This is a genomic window from Actinomyces sp. MRS3W, assembly GCF_032465695.1.
Lineage (GTDB): Bacteria > Actinomycetota > Actinomycetes > Actinomycetales > Actinomycetaceae > Actinomyces.
Genome location: NZ_JAWDJJ010000356.1, coordinates 1 through 17,028 on the forward strand (window position 1 = coordinate 1; position 17,028 = coordinate 17,028).

General features: G+C 68.1%; 16 protein-coding genes. 7 read left to right on the forward strand and 9 right to left on the reverse strand.

Annotated features, from left to right (window positions below; genetic code table 11):
- The 6 genes from RWX45_RS13245 to RWX45_RS13270 all read left to right on the forward strand — a co-directional run.
- Window positions 1-1,244 (forward strand): MFS transporter (locus RWX45_RS13245; protein WP_316024182.1); only part of this gene is annotated, 1,244 nt, incomplete at its 5' end.
- A 29-nt stretch (window positions 1,245-1,273) separates the two neighbouring features.
- Window positions 1,274-2,437 carry a GNAT family N-acetyltransferase gene (locus tag RWX45_RS13250; protein WP_316024183.1) on the forward strand — a complete coding sequence of 388 codons (1,164 nt, stop codon included), beginning with the start codon at window positions 1,274-1,276 and terminating at the stop codon, window positions 2,435-2,437.
- Window positions 2,438-2,515: 78 nt separating this feature from the next.
- Window positions 2,516-4,075 (forward strand): MFS transporter, encoded by a 1,560-nt coding sequence (locus tag RWX45_RS13255; RefSeq protein WP_316024184.1) that lies wholly within the window; start codon window positions 2,516-2,518, stop codon window positions 4,073-4,075.
- A gap of 7 nt (window positions 4,076-4,082) precedes the next feature.
- Complete coding sequence (locus RWX45_RS13260; RefSeq protein ID WP_316024185.1) at window positions 4,083-4,628, forward strand: TetR/AcrR family transcriptional regulator; 546 nt, start codon at window positions 4,083-4,085, stop codon at window positions 4,626-4,628.
- A 4-nt stretch (window positions 4,629-4,632) separates the two neighbouring features.
- The gene (locus RWX45_RS13265) at window positions 4,633-6,714 is read left to right on the forward strand and encodes a M3 family metallopeptidase (RefSeq protein WP_316024186.1); all 2,082 of its coding nucleotides are present in this window, start codon (window positions 4,633-4,635) and stop codon (window positions 6,712-6,714) included.
- 19 nt (window positions 6,715-6,733) lie between these two features.
- Window positions 6,734-7,066: a DNA primase gene (locus RWX45_RS13270; protein ID WP_316024187.1), complete on the forward strand. Its 333-nt coding sequence runs from the start codon at window positions 6,734-6,736 to the stop codon at window positions 7,064-7,066.
- On the opposite strand, the gene RWX45_RS13275 is transcribed toward RWX45_RS13270, so the two are convergent.
- The 9 genes from RWX45_RS13275 to RWX45_RS13315 form a co-directional block, all read right to left on the reverse strand.
- Window positions 7,054-7,758 (reverse strand): ABC transporter ATP-binding protein, encoded by a 705-nt coding sequence (locus tag RWX45_RS13275; RefSeq protein ID WP_316024207.1) that lies wholly within the window; start codon window positions 7,756-7,758, stop codon window positions 7,054-7,056. The two genes, RWX45_RS13270 and RWX45_RS13275, sit on opposite strands and share 13 nt — an antisense overlap.
- Window positions 7,759-7,777: 19 nt before the next feature.
- Window positions 7,778-8,986 carry an ABC transporter permease gene (locus RWX45_RS13280; protein ID WP_316024188.1) on the reverse strand — a complete coding sequence of 403 codons (1,209 nt, stop codon included), beginning with the start codon at window positions 8,984-8,986 and terminating at the stop codon, window positions 7,778-7,780.
- Window positions 8,974-10,083: an ABC transporter permease gene (locus tag RWX45_RS13285; protein WP_316024189.1), complete on the reverse strand. Its 1,110-nt coding sequence runs from the start codon at window positions 10,081-10,083 to the stop codon at window positions 8,974-8,976. Before RWX45_RS13285 ends, RWX45_RS13280 begins: the two co-directional genes overlap by 13 nt.
- Before the next feature lie 83 nt (window positions 10,084-10,166).
- Window positions 10,167-11,033 (reverse strand): DUF6273 domain-containing protein, encoded by an 867-nt coding sequence (locus RWX45_RS13290; protein WP_316024190.1) that lies wholly within the window; start codon window positions 11,031-11,033, stop codon window positions 10,167-10,169.
- Window positions 11,034-11,061: 28 nt separating this feature from the next.
- Window positions 11,062-11,478 carry a DUF4418 family protein gene (locus RWX45_RS13295; RefSeq protein ID WP_316024191.1) on the reverse strand — a complete coding sequence of 139 codons (417 nt, stop codon included), beginning with the start codon at window positions 11,476-11,478 and terminating at the stop codon, window positions 11,062-11,064.
- A gap of 115 nt (window positions 11,479-11,593) precedes the next feature.
- Window positions 11,594-12,571 carry an aldo/keto reductase gene (locus RWX45_RS13300; protein ID WP_316024192.1) on the reverse strand — a complete coding sequence of 326 codons (978 nt, stop codon included), beginning with the start codon at window positions 12,569-12,571 and terminating at the stop codon, window positions 11,594-11,596.
- A 103-nt stretch (window positions 12,572-12,674) separates the two neighbouring features.
- Window positions 12,675-12,896, reverse strand: coding sequence for a sulfurtransferase TusA family protein (locus RWX45_RS13305; protein WP_316024193.1), 222 nt, complete (start codon window positions 12,894-12,896; stop codon window positions 12,675-12,677).
- A gap of 16 nt (window positions 12,897-12,912) precedes the next feature.
- Window positions 12,913-13,986 carry a YeeE/YedE family protein gene (locus RWX45_RS13310; protein WP_316024194.1) on the reverse strand — a complete coding sequence of 358 codons (1,074 nt, stop codon included), beginning with the start codon at window positions 13,984-13,986 and terminating at the stop codon, window positions 12,913-12,915.
- A gap of 452 nt (window positions 13,987-14,438) precedes the next feature.
- A complete protein-coding gene (locus RWX45_RS13315) occupies window positions 14,439-15,353 on the reverse strand; it encodes a PD-(D/E)XK nuclease family protein (protein ID WP_316024195.1) in 915 nt (304 codons plus the stop codon).
- A gap of 181 nt (window positions 15,354-15,534) precedes the next feature.
- Between RWX45_RS13315 and RWX45_RS13320 the strand changes: the two genes are divergently transcribed.
- Window positions 15,535-17,028, forward strand: coding sequence for a sugar ABC transporter ATP-binding protein (locus RWX45_RS13320; RefSeq protein WP_316024196.1), 1,494 nt, complete (start codon window positions 15,535-15,537; stop codon window positions 17,026-17,028).

Genomic DNA, 17,028 nt, shown 5'->3' on the forward strand with positions numbered 1-17,028 from the left:
CCCTCATCAAGGCCCGCATCGCCGTTTACCTCACCTTCCTCGCCAACGGGCTGGGCTTTTCCAATCTGGTGCCGCGCTACCCGGAGATTCTGGAGCACCTGGGGATCACCAAAGCGGCCTTCGGGCAGGCCGTCATGTTCAACTCCATCGGCGCCCTCGTGGCCGGTCTGGCGGCCTCGTGGTTCATCGCCCGCTTCACCTCCGCGCGCGTCGCCTCGATCGGGATGATCATCCTGGGGCTGGGGCTGCTCGGGGCCGGTATGGCCGACTCCTGGATCGTCTTCGCGCTCTGCCTGGCCTGGGTCGGCGGCATGGACGCAATCATTGACGTCGCGCAAAACGCCCATGGTCTGCGCGTGGAGCGCCGCTGGGGCGGCAGCATCATCACCAGCTTCCACGCCGCCTGGTCCCTGGGTGCGGTGCTCGGCGCCACCATGGGACAGGCCATGGCCGGCGCCGGGGTTCCGGTGGAACTCCACATGCTCGGGGTGCTCGCCCTGCTGACCCTGGTCTCCGGGGCGGCCGTGCCCTGGACCATTAAGGGCCCCGATGCCGACGACCGCCGCATGGCCGAGGCCATCGAGGACGCGGCCGCGGCGGCGGGCACCATCACCGCCCCGGTCGACGTCGACCCCGACGCCGCCGCAACCCAACCGGTGGCCCGGGCGTCGAAGGTGGTCACCGTCGTCCTCATCGTCGTGCTCGGACTCATGTGCGCCGCCGCCATGTTCCCGGAAGACGTGACCGGCAACTGGTCCTCCCTGCTGCTGACCGAGCAGGGGGCGGCCACCTCCTTGGCGGGTATGGGACTGGTGTCGCTCCAAGTCACGATGATTGTCGGCCGGCTGCTGGGCGACGCCATCATCGACCGGCTCGGCGCCCGCAAGGTCATCGCCGGCGGAGGCGTGCTCGTTGCGCTCGGTATGGGTACGGCGCTGGTGGCTGGTTCGGTACCGGGCACCTTGATCGGCATGGTCATCTCCGGGGCCGGCTGCGCCGTGGCCGTGCCGGTGGCCTACGCCGCCGCCGACGACATCCCCGGGCTGCGCCCCGGCATGGGGCTGACCATTGTGTCCTGGCTTGCTCGCGTCATCATGCTCATCTCCCCGCCCATCGTCGGCTGGTTCGCCGACGCCCACGGCACCTGGGTGGCCCTGGTCTACGGCCTGCTCGGTGGCATCATCCTGCTGCTGAGCTGGCCGGTGCTCAGTAAGGGGCCGCGTCCCAACGCCACCGGGCAGTGAGGCGGCGCCGGCGCCGGTAGGCTCGTGCCATGCAGCCCTTCGAGATTCGTGTGCCCGCCTCCTCCCATGACGGCAACGACCTGCCCACGCTCCTGCTGTCCGTCCCCACCGAGGCGGACATCGACCGGATCTACGAAATCTGCCAGGACCCGGAAATCCAGGAGTGGACCACCGTCCCTCGCGGTTACAGCCGTGCCGACGCCGAGCGCTTCGTGTGCGGTGCCGTGCCCGACGGTTGGAAAGTGGGCAAGGAACTGAACTGGGCGGTACGCGAGGTTCTGCCCGATGACACGACTCTTCTCGTCGGCATGATGGGCGTATCCGGGCATGCGGACGGCACCTGGGAGATCGGCTACTGGCTGGCCCCCGACGCCCGGGGCCGGGGCACCATTTCCCGGGCGGCCCGCGCGGTGATCGAGATGGCCTTTGACCCCGACGGGCCGTTGCACGCCGTCGCTCTGCGCTGGCGCTGCGACATTCACGACGGCGTGCCCAACTGGGCGTCCTGGCGCGTGGCCTGGGGGCTGGGCTTCCGCCGGGAAGGGCGGGTGCGCTCCTTCCTTGCCAATGACGGCGTCCTCCAAGATGGCTGGATCGGCACGCTGCTACCGGGAGACCCGCGGCGCCCCGCGGCGCCCTGGGATGGCCCGGTGACGGTCGATGGGCAGGCGGCCGGCTCCTCGCATACGCACGGCACCGCCACGCCGCTCGTCGCCCATGACGGCGTCGGTGAACGCGAGGGGGATGACCCCGAGGCCCTGGTGCGCCGCTTCCACTCCACCTACGGTCTGCCGATCCAGACCGACGGGCCCAGCCTGGACCGCGAGAGCCTGCACATGCGCATGAGCCTCATCGCCGAGGAGTTCGCCGAGCTGACCGGTGCCGTCTACGGGCGCTCCGCCCGCAGCGAGATTGAGGCCGCCTACCGGCGTGCGGTTGCCGCCGACGACGGTACGCGCGACACCGTCGAGGCGGCCGACGCCCTGGCCGACCTGGTCTACGTCATCTACGGCATGGCTCTGGAAACCGGCATCGACCTGGCCGCCGTCCTGGCGGAGGTGCAGCGCTCGAATCTGTCCAAGCTCGGAGCTGACGGCAAGCCCATCTACCGCGAGGACGGCAAGGTCCTCAAGGGGCCGGGTTTCTTCCCGCCTGACGTTGAAGGCGTGCTGGGGCGCGGCGGCCTCGCCTGACTCGCCCGCCGAGTGGCGTGACCCGCTTCATGGCGGCGATTCCCGAAACTATACTGTACGTATAGTACAGTTTGCGCCATGACAGCAGCCGCTACTTCTTCATTCGCCGGGGTGCATCCTCAAGTTCCGCGCCCGCGAGACTGGGGGGCCCTTGCAGTGCTCACCACTGCGGTCACGCTCCTGGCCATTGATTCCACCGTCCTCTCCCTCGCCATCCCCTCGCTGTCGGAGGAGCTGACGCCCACCGCGGGCCAGCTGCTGTGGATCGGCGACATCTACTCCTTCGTCATCGCCGGCCTGCTCGTCACCATGGGCAACGTCGCCGATCGCTACGGACGCAAGCGCGTCCTGCTCATCGGTGCGGCCTTCTTCGGTGCTGCCAGCGCCCTCGCTGCGTTCTCGACGAGCGCCGGCATGCTCATCGCTGCCCGCGCCCTGCTCGGTGCAGCCGGCTCGACGATCATGCCCTCCACCCTCTCCCTCATCCGCACGATCTTCCCCGAGGCCTCCGTGCGGGCCCGCGCCGTCGCAATATGGTCCGCAGGCACGGCGGGAGGCATGGCGATTGGTCCCCTGGTCGGTGGCGCGCTCCTCGAGCACTTCTGGTGGGGCAGCGTCTTCCTCATCAATATCCCCGTCATGCTCGTTGTTCTCGGCTTCGGTGCCGTCCTCCTGCCGGAATCACGCAGCGTCGACGGCGCCCCCATCGACCTGCTCTCCTCTGCGCTGTCCATCGGTGCCATCGTCCCGATTGTCTATGGGATCAAGGCCATCGCCCACGGCAATGTCACGCCCCTCGTCCTCGGCGTGCTCGCCCTTGGCCTCGTGGTCGGCGGGGTCTTCATCCGTCGGCAGCGCCGCCTGGATGCCCCGCTGCTCGACATTCGGCTCTTCCGCAACCCGGCTTTCACCTGGTCCGTCGTTGCGACCGTGCTCGCCATCTTCGCGGTGACCGGGCTGCTGTACTTCTACAGTCAGTACCTTCAGCTCGTGCGGGGCTACTCGACAATGAAGGCCGCTGTCGCCGAGCTGCCCAACGCGCTTGCGGCAATTGCCGTCGTCGCCGTCGTCGGCTGGGTCTTCCGCCGCCTCGGGCAAGGCCATGCCCTCGCTGTCGGCCTGCTGCTCATCGCGGGTGGCTTCACGCTGCTGGCCGCCGCCGAGTCCTCTCCGATGTACATGTGGCTGGCTCTCGCGCTGGTCCTCATTGGCCTCGGCTCCGGACTCGCTGACGCCATTGCTTCCAATGCGATTCTCAGCGCTGTGCCGGCCGACCGGGCCGGCGCCGCCTCCGCGATCTCCGAAACCGGCATTGAGCTCGGAGCCGCTCTGGGTATCGCGATCCTCGGTTCGTTGCAGGATGCCGGCTACCGCGGACGCATCGCCTCCGCACTCGACGCCGTCTCCGGCCTGCCCGACAGTGTCACGGAAGCGGCCAAACAGTCCCTGGCCACTCTCCACGGGGTCGTCGACATGACCGACGCCGCGCAGGCCGCCCTCTTCGCCCAGGCGCAGCACTCCTTCATCTCCGCCATGCAGGTGACGTCCCTTGCTGCGGCTGTCATCATGGCTGTGGCAGCGATCATGTCGTGGAGGCATGTGCCCGACGGCCGAGAAAACCTGCAGCAGACGGCATGATGGGCGCATGAGAAGCTCGAAGCGAGAGCGCATCGTCGCCGGTGCCCTGGAGATCATTGAGCGTGAGGGGATTGAGGCTCTCACCTTCGACTCCCTGGCCGAGCACGTGGGGCTGACCCGCGGGGGCATCGTCTACCACTTCCGCACCCGTGAGGCCCTGTTCGAGGGGATCGCCCAGGATCTGCTCACCCGCTGGCAAAGCGAGGCGCTTCAGGCGCTGGGACAGCCCTGGGAACAGGCCACCCGCAACCAGCGAATCAGCGCCCTGGCCATCTCCGTGCTGGACGGTTCCCTCCTCCGGGGGGAATTCGCCTTCCTCATCTCCGGGCGCCCGGAGGCAGACGCTTTGCGCCGGGCCTGGACCGACTTCCAGCGCGAGTGGATCGGCGACGCCGAGACCCTCACCCTCGAGCAGAAGGTCGGCCTGCTTGCCATCAACGGCTGGTGGATCGAGCTTGCCTCCGGCACTGACTACATCGAGGCGATGGATACTCCGACCCGCGCATTCATCATCTCCCTCATCTCGGGTGAGTTCTCACCCGTGGCAGGATGAGTACATGACCGAGACGACTCCCGCAGCGGTGGACGCACTTCCCGAGACCAACCCCTTCGCCCGCCGCTGGGAGCTCGACCTGGAACTGCCCGACTTCGCCGCGGTGAAGCACGAGGACATCGAACCCGCCATCCGGGCAGGCATGGCGGCCGAGCGTGCTGAGTGGGAGGCGATTGCCACCAACCCCGCCGCGCCGACCGTGGAGAACACCGTCGCCGCCGTCGAACGCAGCGGCGAACTGCTCTCCCGCGCGCTGACCGTGCTGTACGCCCTGACCTCGGCGACCGACAGCCCCGAGCTGGACGAGCTCGAGGAGGCCCTTGCCCCCGAGCTGGCCGCGCACACCGATGCCTACAACCTCGATATGCGCATCTACCGCCGTTTCAAGGCACTCGACGACCTCGTGCGCGCCGCCGCGGCGGACCCTGGCCGGCCCCCGCTCGATGCGGACGGACAGGTCATCGATGAGGAAACCGCCCGCTACATCCGCCTGGCCGTCGAGGCCTTCGAACGCGACGGCATCGCCCTGACCGGCGCCGCGGCGCAGCGCCTGCGGGCTATCAACTCACGTCTGACTGCCCTGTCCACCCGGTTCGCCACCCTCGCCACCAAGGCCATGCAGTCCGCCGGCGTCGCCAACTTCACCGCCACCCCGGCCCTGGCCGCCACCGAGCCGCACAGCGCCCGCGTCGCCCTGCTGGGTAAAGCCATGCAGCGCGGCCTGGCCGGCGAGCACGACACCCGCGCCCTGGTCCTTGAGGAGGCGTCCCTGCGGGCCGAACGGGCCCGGCTCCTCGGCTTCCCCCACCATGCGGCGCTTGTCGCCGCCGAGTCGGCCGCCCGCACCACCGACGCCGTGACCGACCTGCTGACCCGGCTGGTGCCGCCTGCCATGGCCAACGCCCACCGCGACGCCGCGCTCTACGCCGCGCGCATGGCGGCCGACCCCGCCACCGGCGCCGACGAGCAGTTCGGCCCGGCCGACCGGCCCCGCTACGAGGAGGCCGAGCGCAAACAGCGCTTCGGCATCGACGACGCCACCCTCGCCCCCTACCTGGAGCTCAGCAACGTCGTCGAACGGGGTGTTTTCTACGCCGCGGGCCGCCTGTACGGCATCACCTTCCACGAGCGCCCCGACCTGGCCGCCCACATGTACGCCCCGGACATACGGGTGTGGGAAGTCCGCGACGGTGAGGGCACCGACGCGCCACTGCTGGGACTGTTCGTCGGCGACTACTACGCGCGCACCGGCAAGCACGGCGGCGCCTGGATGGACTCCCTCGTCGAGCAGAGCCACCTGACCGGCCGCAGGCCCGTCGTCATCAACTGCCTCAACCTCACCAAGCCGGAGTCCGGCCCCACGCTGCTGACCTGGGACAACGTCATCACCGCCTTCCACGAGTTCGGCCACGCCCTGCACGGTCTGTTCGCCGACACCCGTTGGCCCAGCGCCTCCGGAACCAACGTGCCCCGCGACGTCGTCGAATTCCCCTCCCAGGTCAATGAGCAGTGGGCCCTGCACCCGCAGGTCATCGCCTCCTACGCCCGCCACGTCGACACCGGTGAGCCGCTGCCGGAGCAACTCGCGCAGCGGCTGCGCGGCCAGGGCGCTTTCGGGCAGGGCTACGCCACCACCGAGTACCTCGGTGCGGCCCTGCTCGACCAGGCCTGGCACACCCTGCGTCCCGAGGACGTCCCCGACGACGCAGAACAGGTCGAAGCATTCGAGCACGCCGCCCTGACTAATGCCGGCATTGACGACGCCCTCGTCCCACCGCGCTACCGCACCACCTACTTCGCGCACATTTTCGGTGGCGGCTACGCGGCCGCCTACTACGCCTACATCTGGAGCGAGGTGATGGACGCCGACACCGTTTCCTGGTTCCGCACCGACGGTCAGGGCGGCCAGGACGGCGATCTGGGGCTGAACCGCACCGCGGGGGAGCGCTTCCGCCGTGAGTTCCTCTCCCGCGGAGACTCCCGCGACCCGCTCGTCTCCTTCCGCGCCTACCGCGGCCGCGACCCGCAGATTGATTCGCTCCTCGAACGTCGCGGCTTGGCCCCGGATGAGCACGCGATGGCGTGAAGCCGGTATCCTGTGCCACATGACGAACGACCCGCGGTCAGCGCTCAACCGACTCATCGCCGCCTTCGAGGCGCACCTTGACGCCGCCGCGACGGGTGATGAGAACTCTCCAGCCGTCGTTGCGGCGGAGAACACCCTCCAGGACGCCTTCTTCACCTACGACGACGCCCTGTTCACCGCCTACGGCATCGAGTTGCCCTTCGACACCTTCGACTCCGACGAGGACGACGATTCCGAGGACGACTACGACGACGAGGACGACGAAGACATCGACGACGAGGATGACGTCGATGAGGACGACTACGACGACTACGACGACCGGGAAGTCGACGAGGACGACTACGCGGACTGACCCGCGTTGGCCGGAGGAGTCTGGGCAGTCAGCGTCCCGGCGTCCATGCTGAACGTCCGGTCCGCGAACTGAGTCGCCTCGTCCTCGTGGGTCACCACGAGGACGGCTGCTCCCGCATCGGCCGCCCCGCGCAGCAGTTCCAACACCTTGATGGTGTTGTCGGCGTCGAGGCCCGCCGTGGGCTCGTCCGCGAGCACAACCTGCGGATGCAGCAGCAGGGCGCGGGCAATGGCCAGGCGGCGCAGCTCGCCGCCGGAGAGCTCACTCGGCTTGGCGTCCTGCAGCGAGGCGATGTCCACCAACTCCAGTAGCTCCAGCGCCCGCTGCTGGGGCGGGGGCTCATGGCTGTACAGGATGGAGGGGAGCAGGACGTTCTCCAGCACCGTCAGGCTGCGCAGCGCGGCATGCCCCTGGGGCACAAGCCCGATTTTCTCGTTGCGCAGCCGGGAACGGGCCGCCTCGCTGAGCGAGTACAGCTCCGCTCCGGCGACGTGGACGCTGCCGGAAGTGGGGGTCAACATGCCCGCCAGCATGTTGAGCAGCGTGCTCTTACCGCTTCCGGAGCGTCCGGCAATGACGGCGAGAGACCCGGATGCGAGGGAGAAGTCGAGCGGCCGCACCGCGGTGAAGATCTGGCCGCGCCGCTTTCCGCGGGGAAAGTTCTTGGTCAGGTCCCTGGCCTCAAGCTTCACGTCAGTCGTGTCTGTCATGTCACTGCCCCTCCTTGAGCAGGTGGCCGGCATCCAAGCGGTTGACGATTCGGACCGCGACTGCCGAGGCGAGCGCGGCAGCAATGAGCGCCGACGCCAACGCCATGACCGCCAGCGCCGCCAGCGTGCCGACGGGCGGCAGCACCAGACCAACCCCGAGTGCCTGTCCGATCGCGCCCGTGAACGAGCCCAGCCCCACGCCCGCGATGAGGACGCCCGCGACGCCACCCATGAGGCTGACGGCGATGGCCTCATGCCGCACCATCCGTGAGATGGTGCGGCGGCTCGCCCCGAGCGCCACTAGGGTGGCGAACTCCCGCTTGCGCTCGTTCACCGTCATGCCGAAGACCAGGACGATCATCGTCAGGCCAATCACCCAGACAATGCCGCTGGCAACCGCGACCGTGCGCGAGATGGCGCCGAGACTGTCGGCAATGCCCGCGATCATATTCGTGGAGGTGGCCACGCTGACGCCGCCCACCCCGGCCATAATGGCGGTGGCGACCTGCTCAATGTCGTAGCCCGGCTCGACTCTGACCGCGACGGAGGAGATGACGTTGTCGGTGTCGACGTCGCCGTACTTGTTCAAGCCCTTCGAGATGGAGGAGTCGATGAGGATCTTCGCGGTGTCGAAGTTGGTGTAGATCGCATTGTCGAGCGACGATCCGGTGGGGGAGAACTGCCCGACCACGCGGCAGTCATTGCCGAACAGGCGGAAGCTCTCACCGGTGTCAATGGCGATATTGCTGCCGACGACGATGTCCAGCTGTCCGATATCGGTGTCGGACAGTGTGTCGGCGATCCAGGGTTGAATGATGAAGTCACTGTCCGGATCGAAGGCGATGATCTGATACCTGCCCGAGCAGCAGCTCGATCTGGCGGACGCCAGGAACAGCTGTGGGGAGGCCGCCTCCACCCCGGGAATGGTGGCCACCTCCTCCAATGTGCTTGCCGGCATGTAGAAGTAGCCCGGTTCGGCCTGGATGAGGATGCTTTGGGCATCGAACTCGGTGGCGGAGTCCGCCGGCGTGACGAGGATGTCGGCGCCGAGCCGGGATTCAGTCGCCTCCAAGCCCTGGCGCACCCCCTGGATGATGAGGGTGCCGCCGAAGACGGCCATCGCCATGAGCGCGGACAAGGCCAGCAGCGCGGTTGTCCGTGCGGGATAGCCGCGCAGATTGAGCCACGGTAGTCGCCTCAACGAGAGCATGTTTCTCCTTTGACCGCGAGCCATGTGCTCGCCCAGCCCACCACCAGCGACACCAGCAGGGTGACCGCCGCCGCGGGAAGCAGGCGCGCCGGCGTCGCCAGGGCGCCCACGCCGGTCCCGTCGCCGACGCACCCCAGGACCAGCGTCGCGAGCACCACTCCGGCCAGCCCACCCGCAGCGTGGACCAGGGCCGCCTCGTGCGCCATGACGCGGTTGATCGTTCGGCGTGAGGCGCCGACCGTCAACCACACCCGGAACTCCTGCCTGCGCTCATGCATGAGCAGGGACTGGGCAATGGCCAGCGCCGCGAGCAGAATGAGCCAGGTGCCGCCCGCGATCGCGATGAGCAGCCACAGGTGAGTGCGGATATCGGTGGCGGTGGTCGTCAGGGCCGCATCACTGCCCACGGCGGTCACCCTGCGCACGTAGATGTTGATCCAGGCGGTCACCGACTCCACGTCGTCCTTGTCCTTGAGACGCAGCAGGGCCACGGAGTAGTCGCGCCCCGCTTCGACGGACGCGTAGGTGTCGATGCCCGCCGCCACGGAGTCGTCGATGAGCTCGTCCAGGGTGCTCAGCGTGACGAAGACGGCATGGTCCATTTCGGAGCCGGTACCCAGCAGGTGGGCGGACACGCGGCGCTCCCGCCCGAACAGTTCCACCGTATCCGCGGCGGATACCTCCACCCTGCTGCCGACGGCGACGACGCCATCGCCGAGCACGTAGTCGGAGCCCTCGGCCAGCCAGGGGGAGATGACGAAATCCGTGGCCGGGTCAAAGCCGACGATCCAGAGCCGCTCCCCGTCCGGCGTCGTGTCCGCCAGGTAGAGCTGATAGGTGACGGACTCGATGTCGTCATTGGTTTGCATGCGGGACAGCGTCGACCGCGGCCGGTAATACTCCACCGGCGTGCCCTGCATGAGCAGCTGGTCCTGGTAAAGCTGGTTGATGCCGGCCGTCGGATACACCAGAACGTCGGCGCCGAGCCGCTGCTCGGCCAGCGTCAGCTCGCGCCGCAGGTTCTGGATGAGCATGAGGCCCGTGAAGACGCAGGCCGCCTGCGCCAGGACGAGGATGAAGACGATGGCGGTGCGCATGGGATGCGCGCTGAGGTTCTTGCGCGGTATGCGTCCCAGCGACAGGGCGCTCCCACCTGCGGTCGACTGCCGGGCTACCCGCCTCACTGTGCACCCCCGGCGGACGTGTCCAGCCACACCGCGGGCCGCACGCCGTACTCGGCGTCCACGTAGGCGCCGCTGATCGAGGGCTCCCCGCTAGCGGCCACGTACTGCGCGGTGTACTCGTAGGTGCCCGGCGAGCGCAGCCACCAGTCCGCCATCCCGTCGTCGTCCACATGCACCTGCCCGGTGGCGGCGTAGTCGGTGACCGGGGCCCGGCCGAGGTAATCCCGGTCCGCGGCGTCGTGCATGTAGATGACGGTATCGGTCTGGCTCAGGGCGAAGACACGATCGGTCGTCTCCGCCCCGCCGTCGGTGCCCACCGGGGACTGGTCCGCGTTCTCGTTGCGCGTGGAGACAATGAGACTCTGCTGGGAGGGCGTGAATGCCTCCTGGAGGAAGGTTTCATTCAGCCACGCCCGCAGGTCGCTGGTCTCCCAGGTGACCGCCGCGAAGGGTGTGGCGTGGTAGGGCCGGCTGTCCAGGCAGTTGACGCTGAGGAGGAGCAGCTGGTCGTCGATTCGGTCGAGCACCAGCCACTGGATTGGCTCCGCACCATTGGCCCGGTCATTGTCCTGCTCGTAGGCTCCGAAGGTGATGATCTCGCCCTTGTCGGCACTGCGGTAGGGCAAGGCGGGGTCGGCGTCGAGCAGCGCCTGCGCCTGCGCGGCGGCGTCACGGTAGTCGCCCAGCCCGTGGAAAATCTCGTAGGCCGCTGCGGTCTGCCCGGCCGCGGCTAGGCGCTGGGCCTCCTGGTAGCTCGTCCGGTGCTCATGGTTGACGACGGCGAGCCACACGACGGCGATGAATACGACCAGGGCGGTGGCCAGGGCCATGAGCCTGATGCGGCGAGTCGTCGTGGTGGTCATGATCCCGGCGTCGGGCAACAACGCATGATTAGGCAGGAATCCGCTCGCGCTGCCGCCACGACCCGACGAGCGCGCCGATGCCCCCGGCGGCGATGAGCACGGTCATGATTCTGACGAAGGGCTGGAAAACGGTGTAGCAGCGCATGGTGCGCAGCATGCACATGGGGCAGATGCCGCCCGGGATGAAGAACACCACGAGGCTGCCCGCGGTGGCGATCGCCTGCAGCGCGATCCGGAGGGGCCGGTTCTTGACGAAGGCGGCGGCGCTGAAGCACACAAGGATCCCGCCCGCGCTGGCGGCGACCGCGTTCTGGCAGTCGTGACAGTGCATCCAGCTGCCGTCGGCCTTGGGACCGCAGGCGGAGAAGACCGTCATCACGCCGAGAATGAGCAACAGGCTCGCCGCTGCGGGCAGCAGCGGCATGAGGCGGTTCTGCTTCGGCACGAGCGGTTCTCCTTGCTCCATCAACGTCAATGAATCCCGCAATCGCATGAATGTGGATAGCCACCGGGAGCTCTGCCCGCAGCCAGAAGCAGGTTAGGTTGCTTTAACCTATTCGTCAAAAGCGCTCGGGGTAGCCCAGGTCCAGCGCCGTCACCTCGTCGAGAGCACGACGGATCTGCACCGGCAGTACCAACTCCTCGGCGGCCAGGGCGCCGCGCAACTGCCCGGGGGTGCGCGCTCCGACGATGGTGGAGGCGATTCCGGTGGCGTCGCGGGCCCACGCCAGGGCCACCTCCACAGGTTTGCGGTCCAGGCCGGCGGCAGCCGTGGCGACGGCCTCGACAACGCCATGGTGCCGCTCGCCCAGGTAGGGGGCCACATAGGAGCGCAGATGCGGGGAGGCGGCGCGCGAATCCGGGGGAGTGGTGGCGCGGTACTTCCCGGTCAGTACCCCGCGCCCCAGCGGCGCATAGCCGATGATGCCGAAGCCGATGCCGGCTGCGGCCGGCAGCAGTTCGCGCTCAATGCCGCGCGACAGCAGCGAGTGCTCCACTTCCGCCGCGGCCATGCCCGGCCCGCCGAGCTCCCGCAGCAGAGCGGCGAGGTGCACGCTCGCCCAAGCCGGATAGTTCGACACTCCCACATAGCGGGTGCGGCCCGTGGCGACGGCGGTGCGCAGAGCATCGGCCGTCTCCTCCGGCGGGGTGGTCGCGTCCGGAACCTGCACCAGCCACAGATCCAGGTGATCCGTGCCCAGGCGCTTAAGTGAGTCGTCGAGAGTGTCCAGCAGGGTGCCGCGAGAGGCGTCGGCCGCCGTCGAGCGCTCACCGGTGCGCCAGGTGCGCACGCCCGCCTTGGAGGTGAGCACGACGTCGCGCCGGTCGACCACCCCGGCGAGCAACCGCCCGATCACCTCTTCGGAGGCGCCCTCGCAGTAGGAGGCGGCCGTATCCAGCAGGGTCCCGCCGGCGTCGAGGAAAATCTCCAACTGGTCCTTGGCCTCGATCTCGTCGGTGTCGCGGCCCCAGGTCATGGTGCCCAGCCCGATCGCTGAGACGCGCAATCCGGTGCGCCCGAGCCTCCTGTGTTCCATGGAGACAACCGTAGGGCTAAGACGGCGTCCTACCGTGCATAACGACGACGGCGCGCCCCGTCTCCCACCCCGATCGGCAGGTGGGAGACGGGGCACGGGTCGGCTACTTGCGGACGGTGATGCTCCAGGAGGCCTCACCGGTCTTGGTGAATTCCGTGACGGTGTAGCCGTTGTCCGCCGCCCAGGCGGGCAGTGATTGGGTGCCCTGAGTGCAGTCGAAGCCGATGACGAGCTCGTCGCCGGGGGCCAGAGCGGCCATTGCCTCCTCGGCCTCCATCACGGGAAACGGGCAGACAAGACCTTCGGTTTCCAACACGGTGCGCATGACTGGTTCCTTTCTTCTATGCGACGGAATGGGTTGGCAGGAGTGCGCGGGCGGCACGGCGCTGGTTGCGCGGGCGGATGAGAGTGACGTATGCGGCCGCGCCTACACCGAGTATCTGGAAGACGAGTGCCGTCCAGCCCTGCCAGGACAGCAGGGAGGTTTGTACGAGCGCATTGCCGATGGAGCAGCCGCCCGCCCAGGCCGCGCCCACACCCATGAGCAGCCCGCCGGCGATTGAGCGGCGAATGACGGTGGCGGAGGGGACGCGGACGCGGAACTCGCCGGAGGCACGCGCGCTGAGATGGGAGCCGATGAGAATGCCGAGCACCAGCAGCACGCCCCAGTCGAGTCGGCTGTTATCCCCGGTCACCAACCAACCGACGAGGTTGGACGACGGCGTCGTGATCCCCAAACCGTCGTGGCGTCCGCTGGCCCAGGACGTCGGCCAGGCGATAATCGCCACCAGCCCCACAAGCACGCCCGTGGTCAGCGGGCTCCAGGCGCGCTCGAACAACAGGTGGTTCAGACCCGTGCGCTGGGGATCCAGTTGCAGGGGGACGGGCCTGTCCGCAGCAAGACGACGTTGCCACCGCACGAGGAGGGCGACTCCCGCGACGAGCACGAGCACGCCGATCCAATCGGGCAGGCCGAAGGCGGCGGGGATCGTCGTCAGCCCCGTAGGCCACAGGCCCTTGACCCACGTGGTTACCGGGGCGAGGATGCCGGTCTTCGAGGCGGCCGCCGTGCCGGCGTAGGCAATGAGTGCGAACCAGGACCCCACCAGGCCCTCTCCAGCGCGGTAATAGGTTCCGGTGGCGCACCCTCCGGCCAGCACAATGCCGATGCCGAAGAGCAGAGAGCCGGCCGCGGTTGCTACGACCGACAGGGCAGGCACCTCGGGGGTGATGATGCCGATGGCGGTGAGCAGGGCGACGCCAACCGCTTGTACGGCGATGGCCAGCAGGAACGCGGTCATCCACCGCCAGGAGCGGGAGACCCACAGGTCTCGGAAGGCGCCGGTGATGCAGAAGCGGCCGCGTTGGAGCACAAGTCCGAGGACGCCGCCGACGAGTAGTCCGGTGAAAATCAATGGAGGTCCTTTGTCTGATTGCCCGCACCGCCGTGAGGACGGTCCGGTGCTCGAGGACGCAGGTGGGACGACTGCTTCGGCGCTGTGCGCCGTCGGCCACAGGCGTAGCCCACCCGCGACTGTGGGGTTGGGCAATGGCCTGACCAGGGATGCCTACCGGTACATGCCGTTGCGCCGGCAGGCCGGGGGAAGAAGCAGGGAATACGTAGTACTGGGGTGCTGCTGTCTCACTAAGCCCTGGCCAGGTCGAGCATGCAGCAACACGCTCCGCGCTGTGCGCGAAGGTTGCGGGCCGCGATCTGGGAGCTCATGAGTGTCGTCTTCCGTACAGGGTAGGGATCTTGATGGCGGTCACCGACTGTGGTCGGCGATCGTGGCGAGAATGCTAAGCACGACTTTCGGCGTTGCGCCAAAGCGAGACCACTGAGTGAGACGCCCGGGTCGACCCGTGATCAGGCCGCGGGCGGGCGGCGGGCGGTGAGCAGTCGCTCCACGCCGTCGGCGGGCAGCTCGGGGGTGGTGCCGCCGAACAGTGGGCACTGGGCGTGGTAGGCGCACCAGTCACACAGCCGCGAGCGCCGCGGGGCGAACACGCCTTGGGTGGCGCAGTCCTCCACCTCGTCCCAGATGCGCGCCAGCTTGGTCTCGGTGGTCTCCAGTTCGGCCAGGCCCGGATCGTGGGTGAGCGTGCGCCCGTCCTTGAGGTAGACGATCTGCAACCGGGCCGGGGCGCGCCCGCGCAGGCGCCACAGGACCAGACCGTAGAAGCGCATCTGGAACAGGGCGTCTTCCTGGAAACGCGGGCTGGGGGAGCGGCCAGTCTTGTAGTCGACGACGCGCATGGCGCCGTTCGGGGCGACGTCGAGACGGTCGACGAAGCCGCGCAGCAGGAGCCCGTCTCGGGTCTGGGTCTGTACGAACAGCTCCCGTTCGGCCGGCTCCAGCCGAGTGGGATTCTCCAGCTGGAAGTAGGCGGTGACCAGCTCCCGGGCTTCATCAAGCCACGGGTCGATCTGGGCGGGGTCGTCGAACAGGTCCATGACCACGGGGTTCTTCTCCCGGTGCGCCTCCCACTGGTCGGGCAGCATGGCCAGTGCCGCCTCGCGGGTGCGCTCGTGAGCCGGCAGGTCGTAGAGCCGTTCCAGGACGGCGTGAACCAGCGTGCCCTTGTGGGTGGCCAGCGAGCCCGGCTCGGGAATCCGGTCGACCACCCGCAACCGGAACAGCAGCGGACACTGCATGAAGTCCTTGGCGCGCGAGGGCGACAGCGCCGTACGTCCGGAGCCGCGGCGTCGACCCCCACCGGGGCCCGTGGGGCGCGGGTCGGTGGAGGTCGGTGCGGCGGAGTCGGTGGGGTGCTCACTCACGGGGTGAACCTACCGCGCTGGCATGACACCTTCGGTGAGGACTCCACAGGCATGTGCCCGGCCCTGCGCGTGCGGGGCGCTGTGGATGACGGCCAGGGGCGCGGACAAAACAAGCATTGACAGGACAATTTTAGGCGGCCTATGCTTCAGATCACAGATCCATCTACGCAAAGGAGCGGCTATGGACGAGGTGGTGCTGGAAGCGCGCGCAATCGACAAGTCCTTCTCCGGGATCAAGGTGCTTCACGCGGTCTCGATGGACGTACGCCGTGGCGAGGTTCACGCCCTCATGGGGGAGAACGGGGCCGGGAAATCCACGCTCATGCGAATCCTCATCGGGATCCTCCGCTCCGACGGCGGCCAGGTGCGCATCGATGGGAAGCCGGTGTCGATCAATACGCCCCGCCAGGCGATGGATCACGGCATTGCCATGATCCACCAGGAGCTCAATCCGGTCCTCGACATGCGCGTGTACGAGAACATCTATCTGGGCCGCGAGCCGCGCACCCGGCTGAGGCTTGCCGACCACGCCCGGATGAAACGGGACGCGGCCGAACTGCTGGAGGCCATGGATGTCAGCGTGCCCGCCGACGCATATATGCGCGATCTGTCGATCGCCCAGTGTCAGCAGGTGGAGATCGCCAAGGCCCTCTCGGTCAACGCCCGGGTGGTCATTATGGACGAGCCGACCTCCGCCATCACCGACGACGACGCCGAGCACCTGTTCGGCCAAATCCGACGGATGACGGCCGACGGCGTCGGCGTCATCTACATCTCCCACAAGATGGAGGAGATCTTCCGCATCGCCGACCGCATCACGGTGCTGCGAGACGGCCAGCACGTGACCACTGGGCCGGCCGCGGAGTTTGACGAACCCGCGCTCATCAAGGCCATGGTCGGGCGGAGCATCGACGACGTCTTCCCCAAGCGGGAGGTGCCGCTGGGGGAGCCCGCGCTCGAGATTCGCGATTGGAACGTGCCCCAACGCGTCCAGGACGTCAGCTTCACCCTCCGCCATGGAGAAATCCTCGGCATCGGCGGCTTGGTGGGGGCGGGACGCTCCGAATTGGTGGAATCGCTTTTCGGATTCGGCCCCCGGGGCCACGGCACCGTGCTGCGCAACGGCAAAACGGTCCAGCTGCGGCGCCCCCGCGACGCCATGAGACAAGGAATTGCCCTGATCACCGAGGACCGCAAGCGCACCGGACTCAACCTCGTCGGCACGATCCTGGAGAACGTGACCCTGCCATCCCTGGGCAAGCTGTTCGCCCGCGGCCTCATATCGCCGCGCAAGGAGAAGCGGGCCGCGGGGCGCTATGTCGACTCACTCCGGGTCAAGGCGGCCTCGCTGAGCCAGGGGGTCGCCGAGCTATCCGGCGGTAATCAGCAGAAGGTCGTGCTCGCCAAGTGGATGCTCACGCAGCCGGACGTGGTCATCCTCGACGAACCGACGCGCGGGATCGACGTCGGCGCCAAACGCGACATCTATGAACTCATCGGGGGTCTGGTTGAGCAGGGCAAGGCGGTCATTCTCATCTCCTCGGAGATGGGGGAGCTGATCGGGCTCAGCGATCGCATCCTGGTCCTGGCGGAGGGCAGATGCACCGGAACATTGCAACGATCGGAATTCTCTCAGGAGGCGGTCATGGAACTCGCCTCACGATTCGAAGGGTGA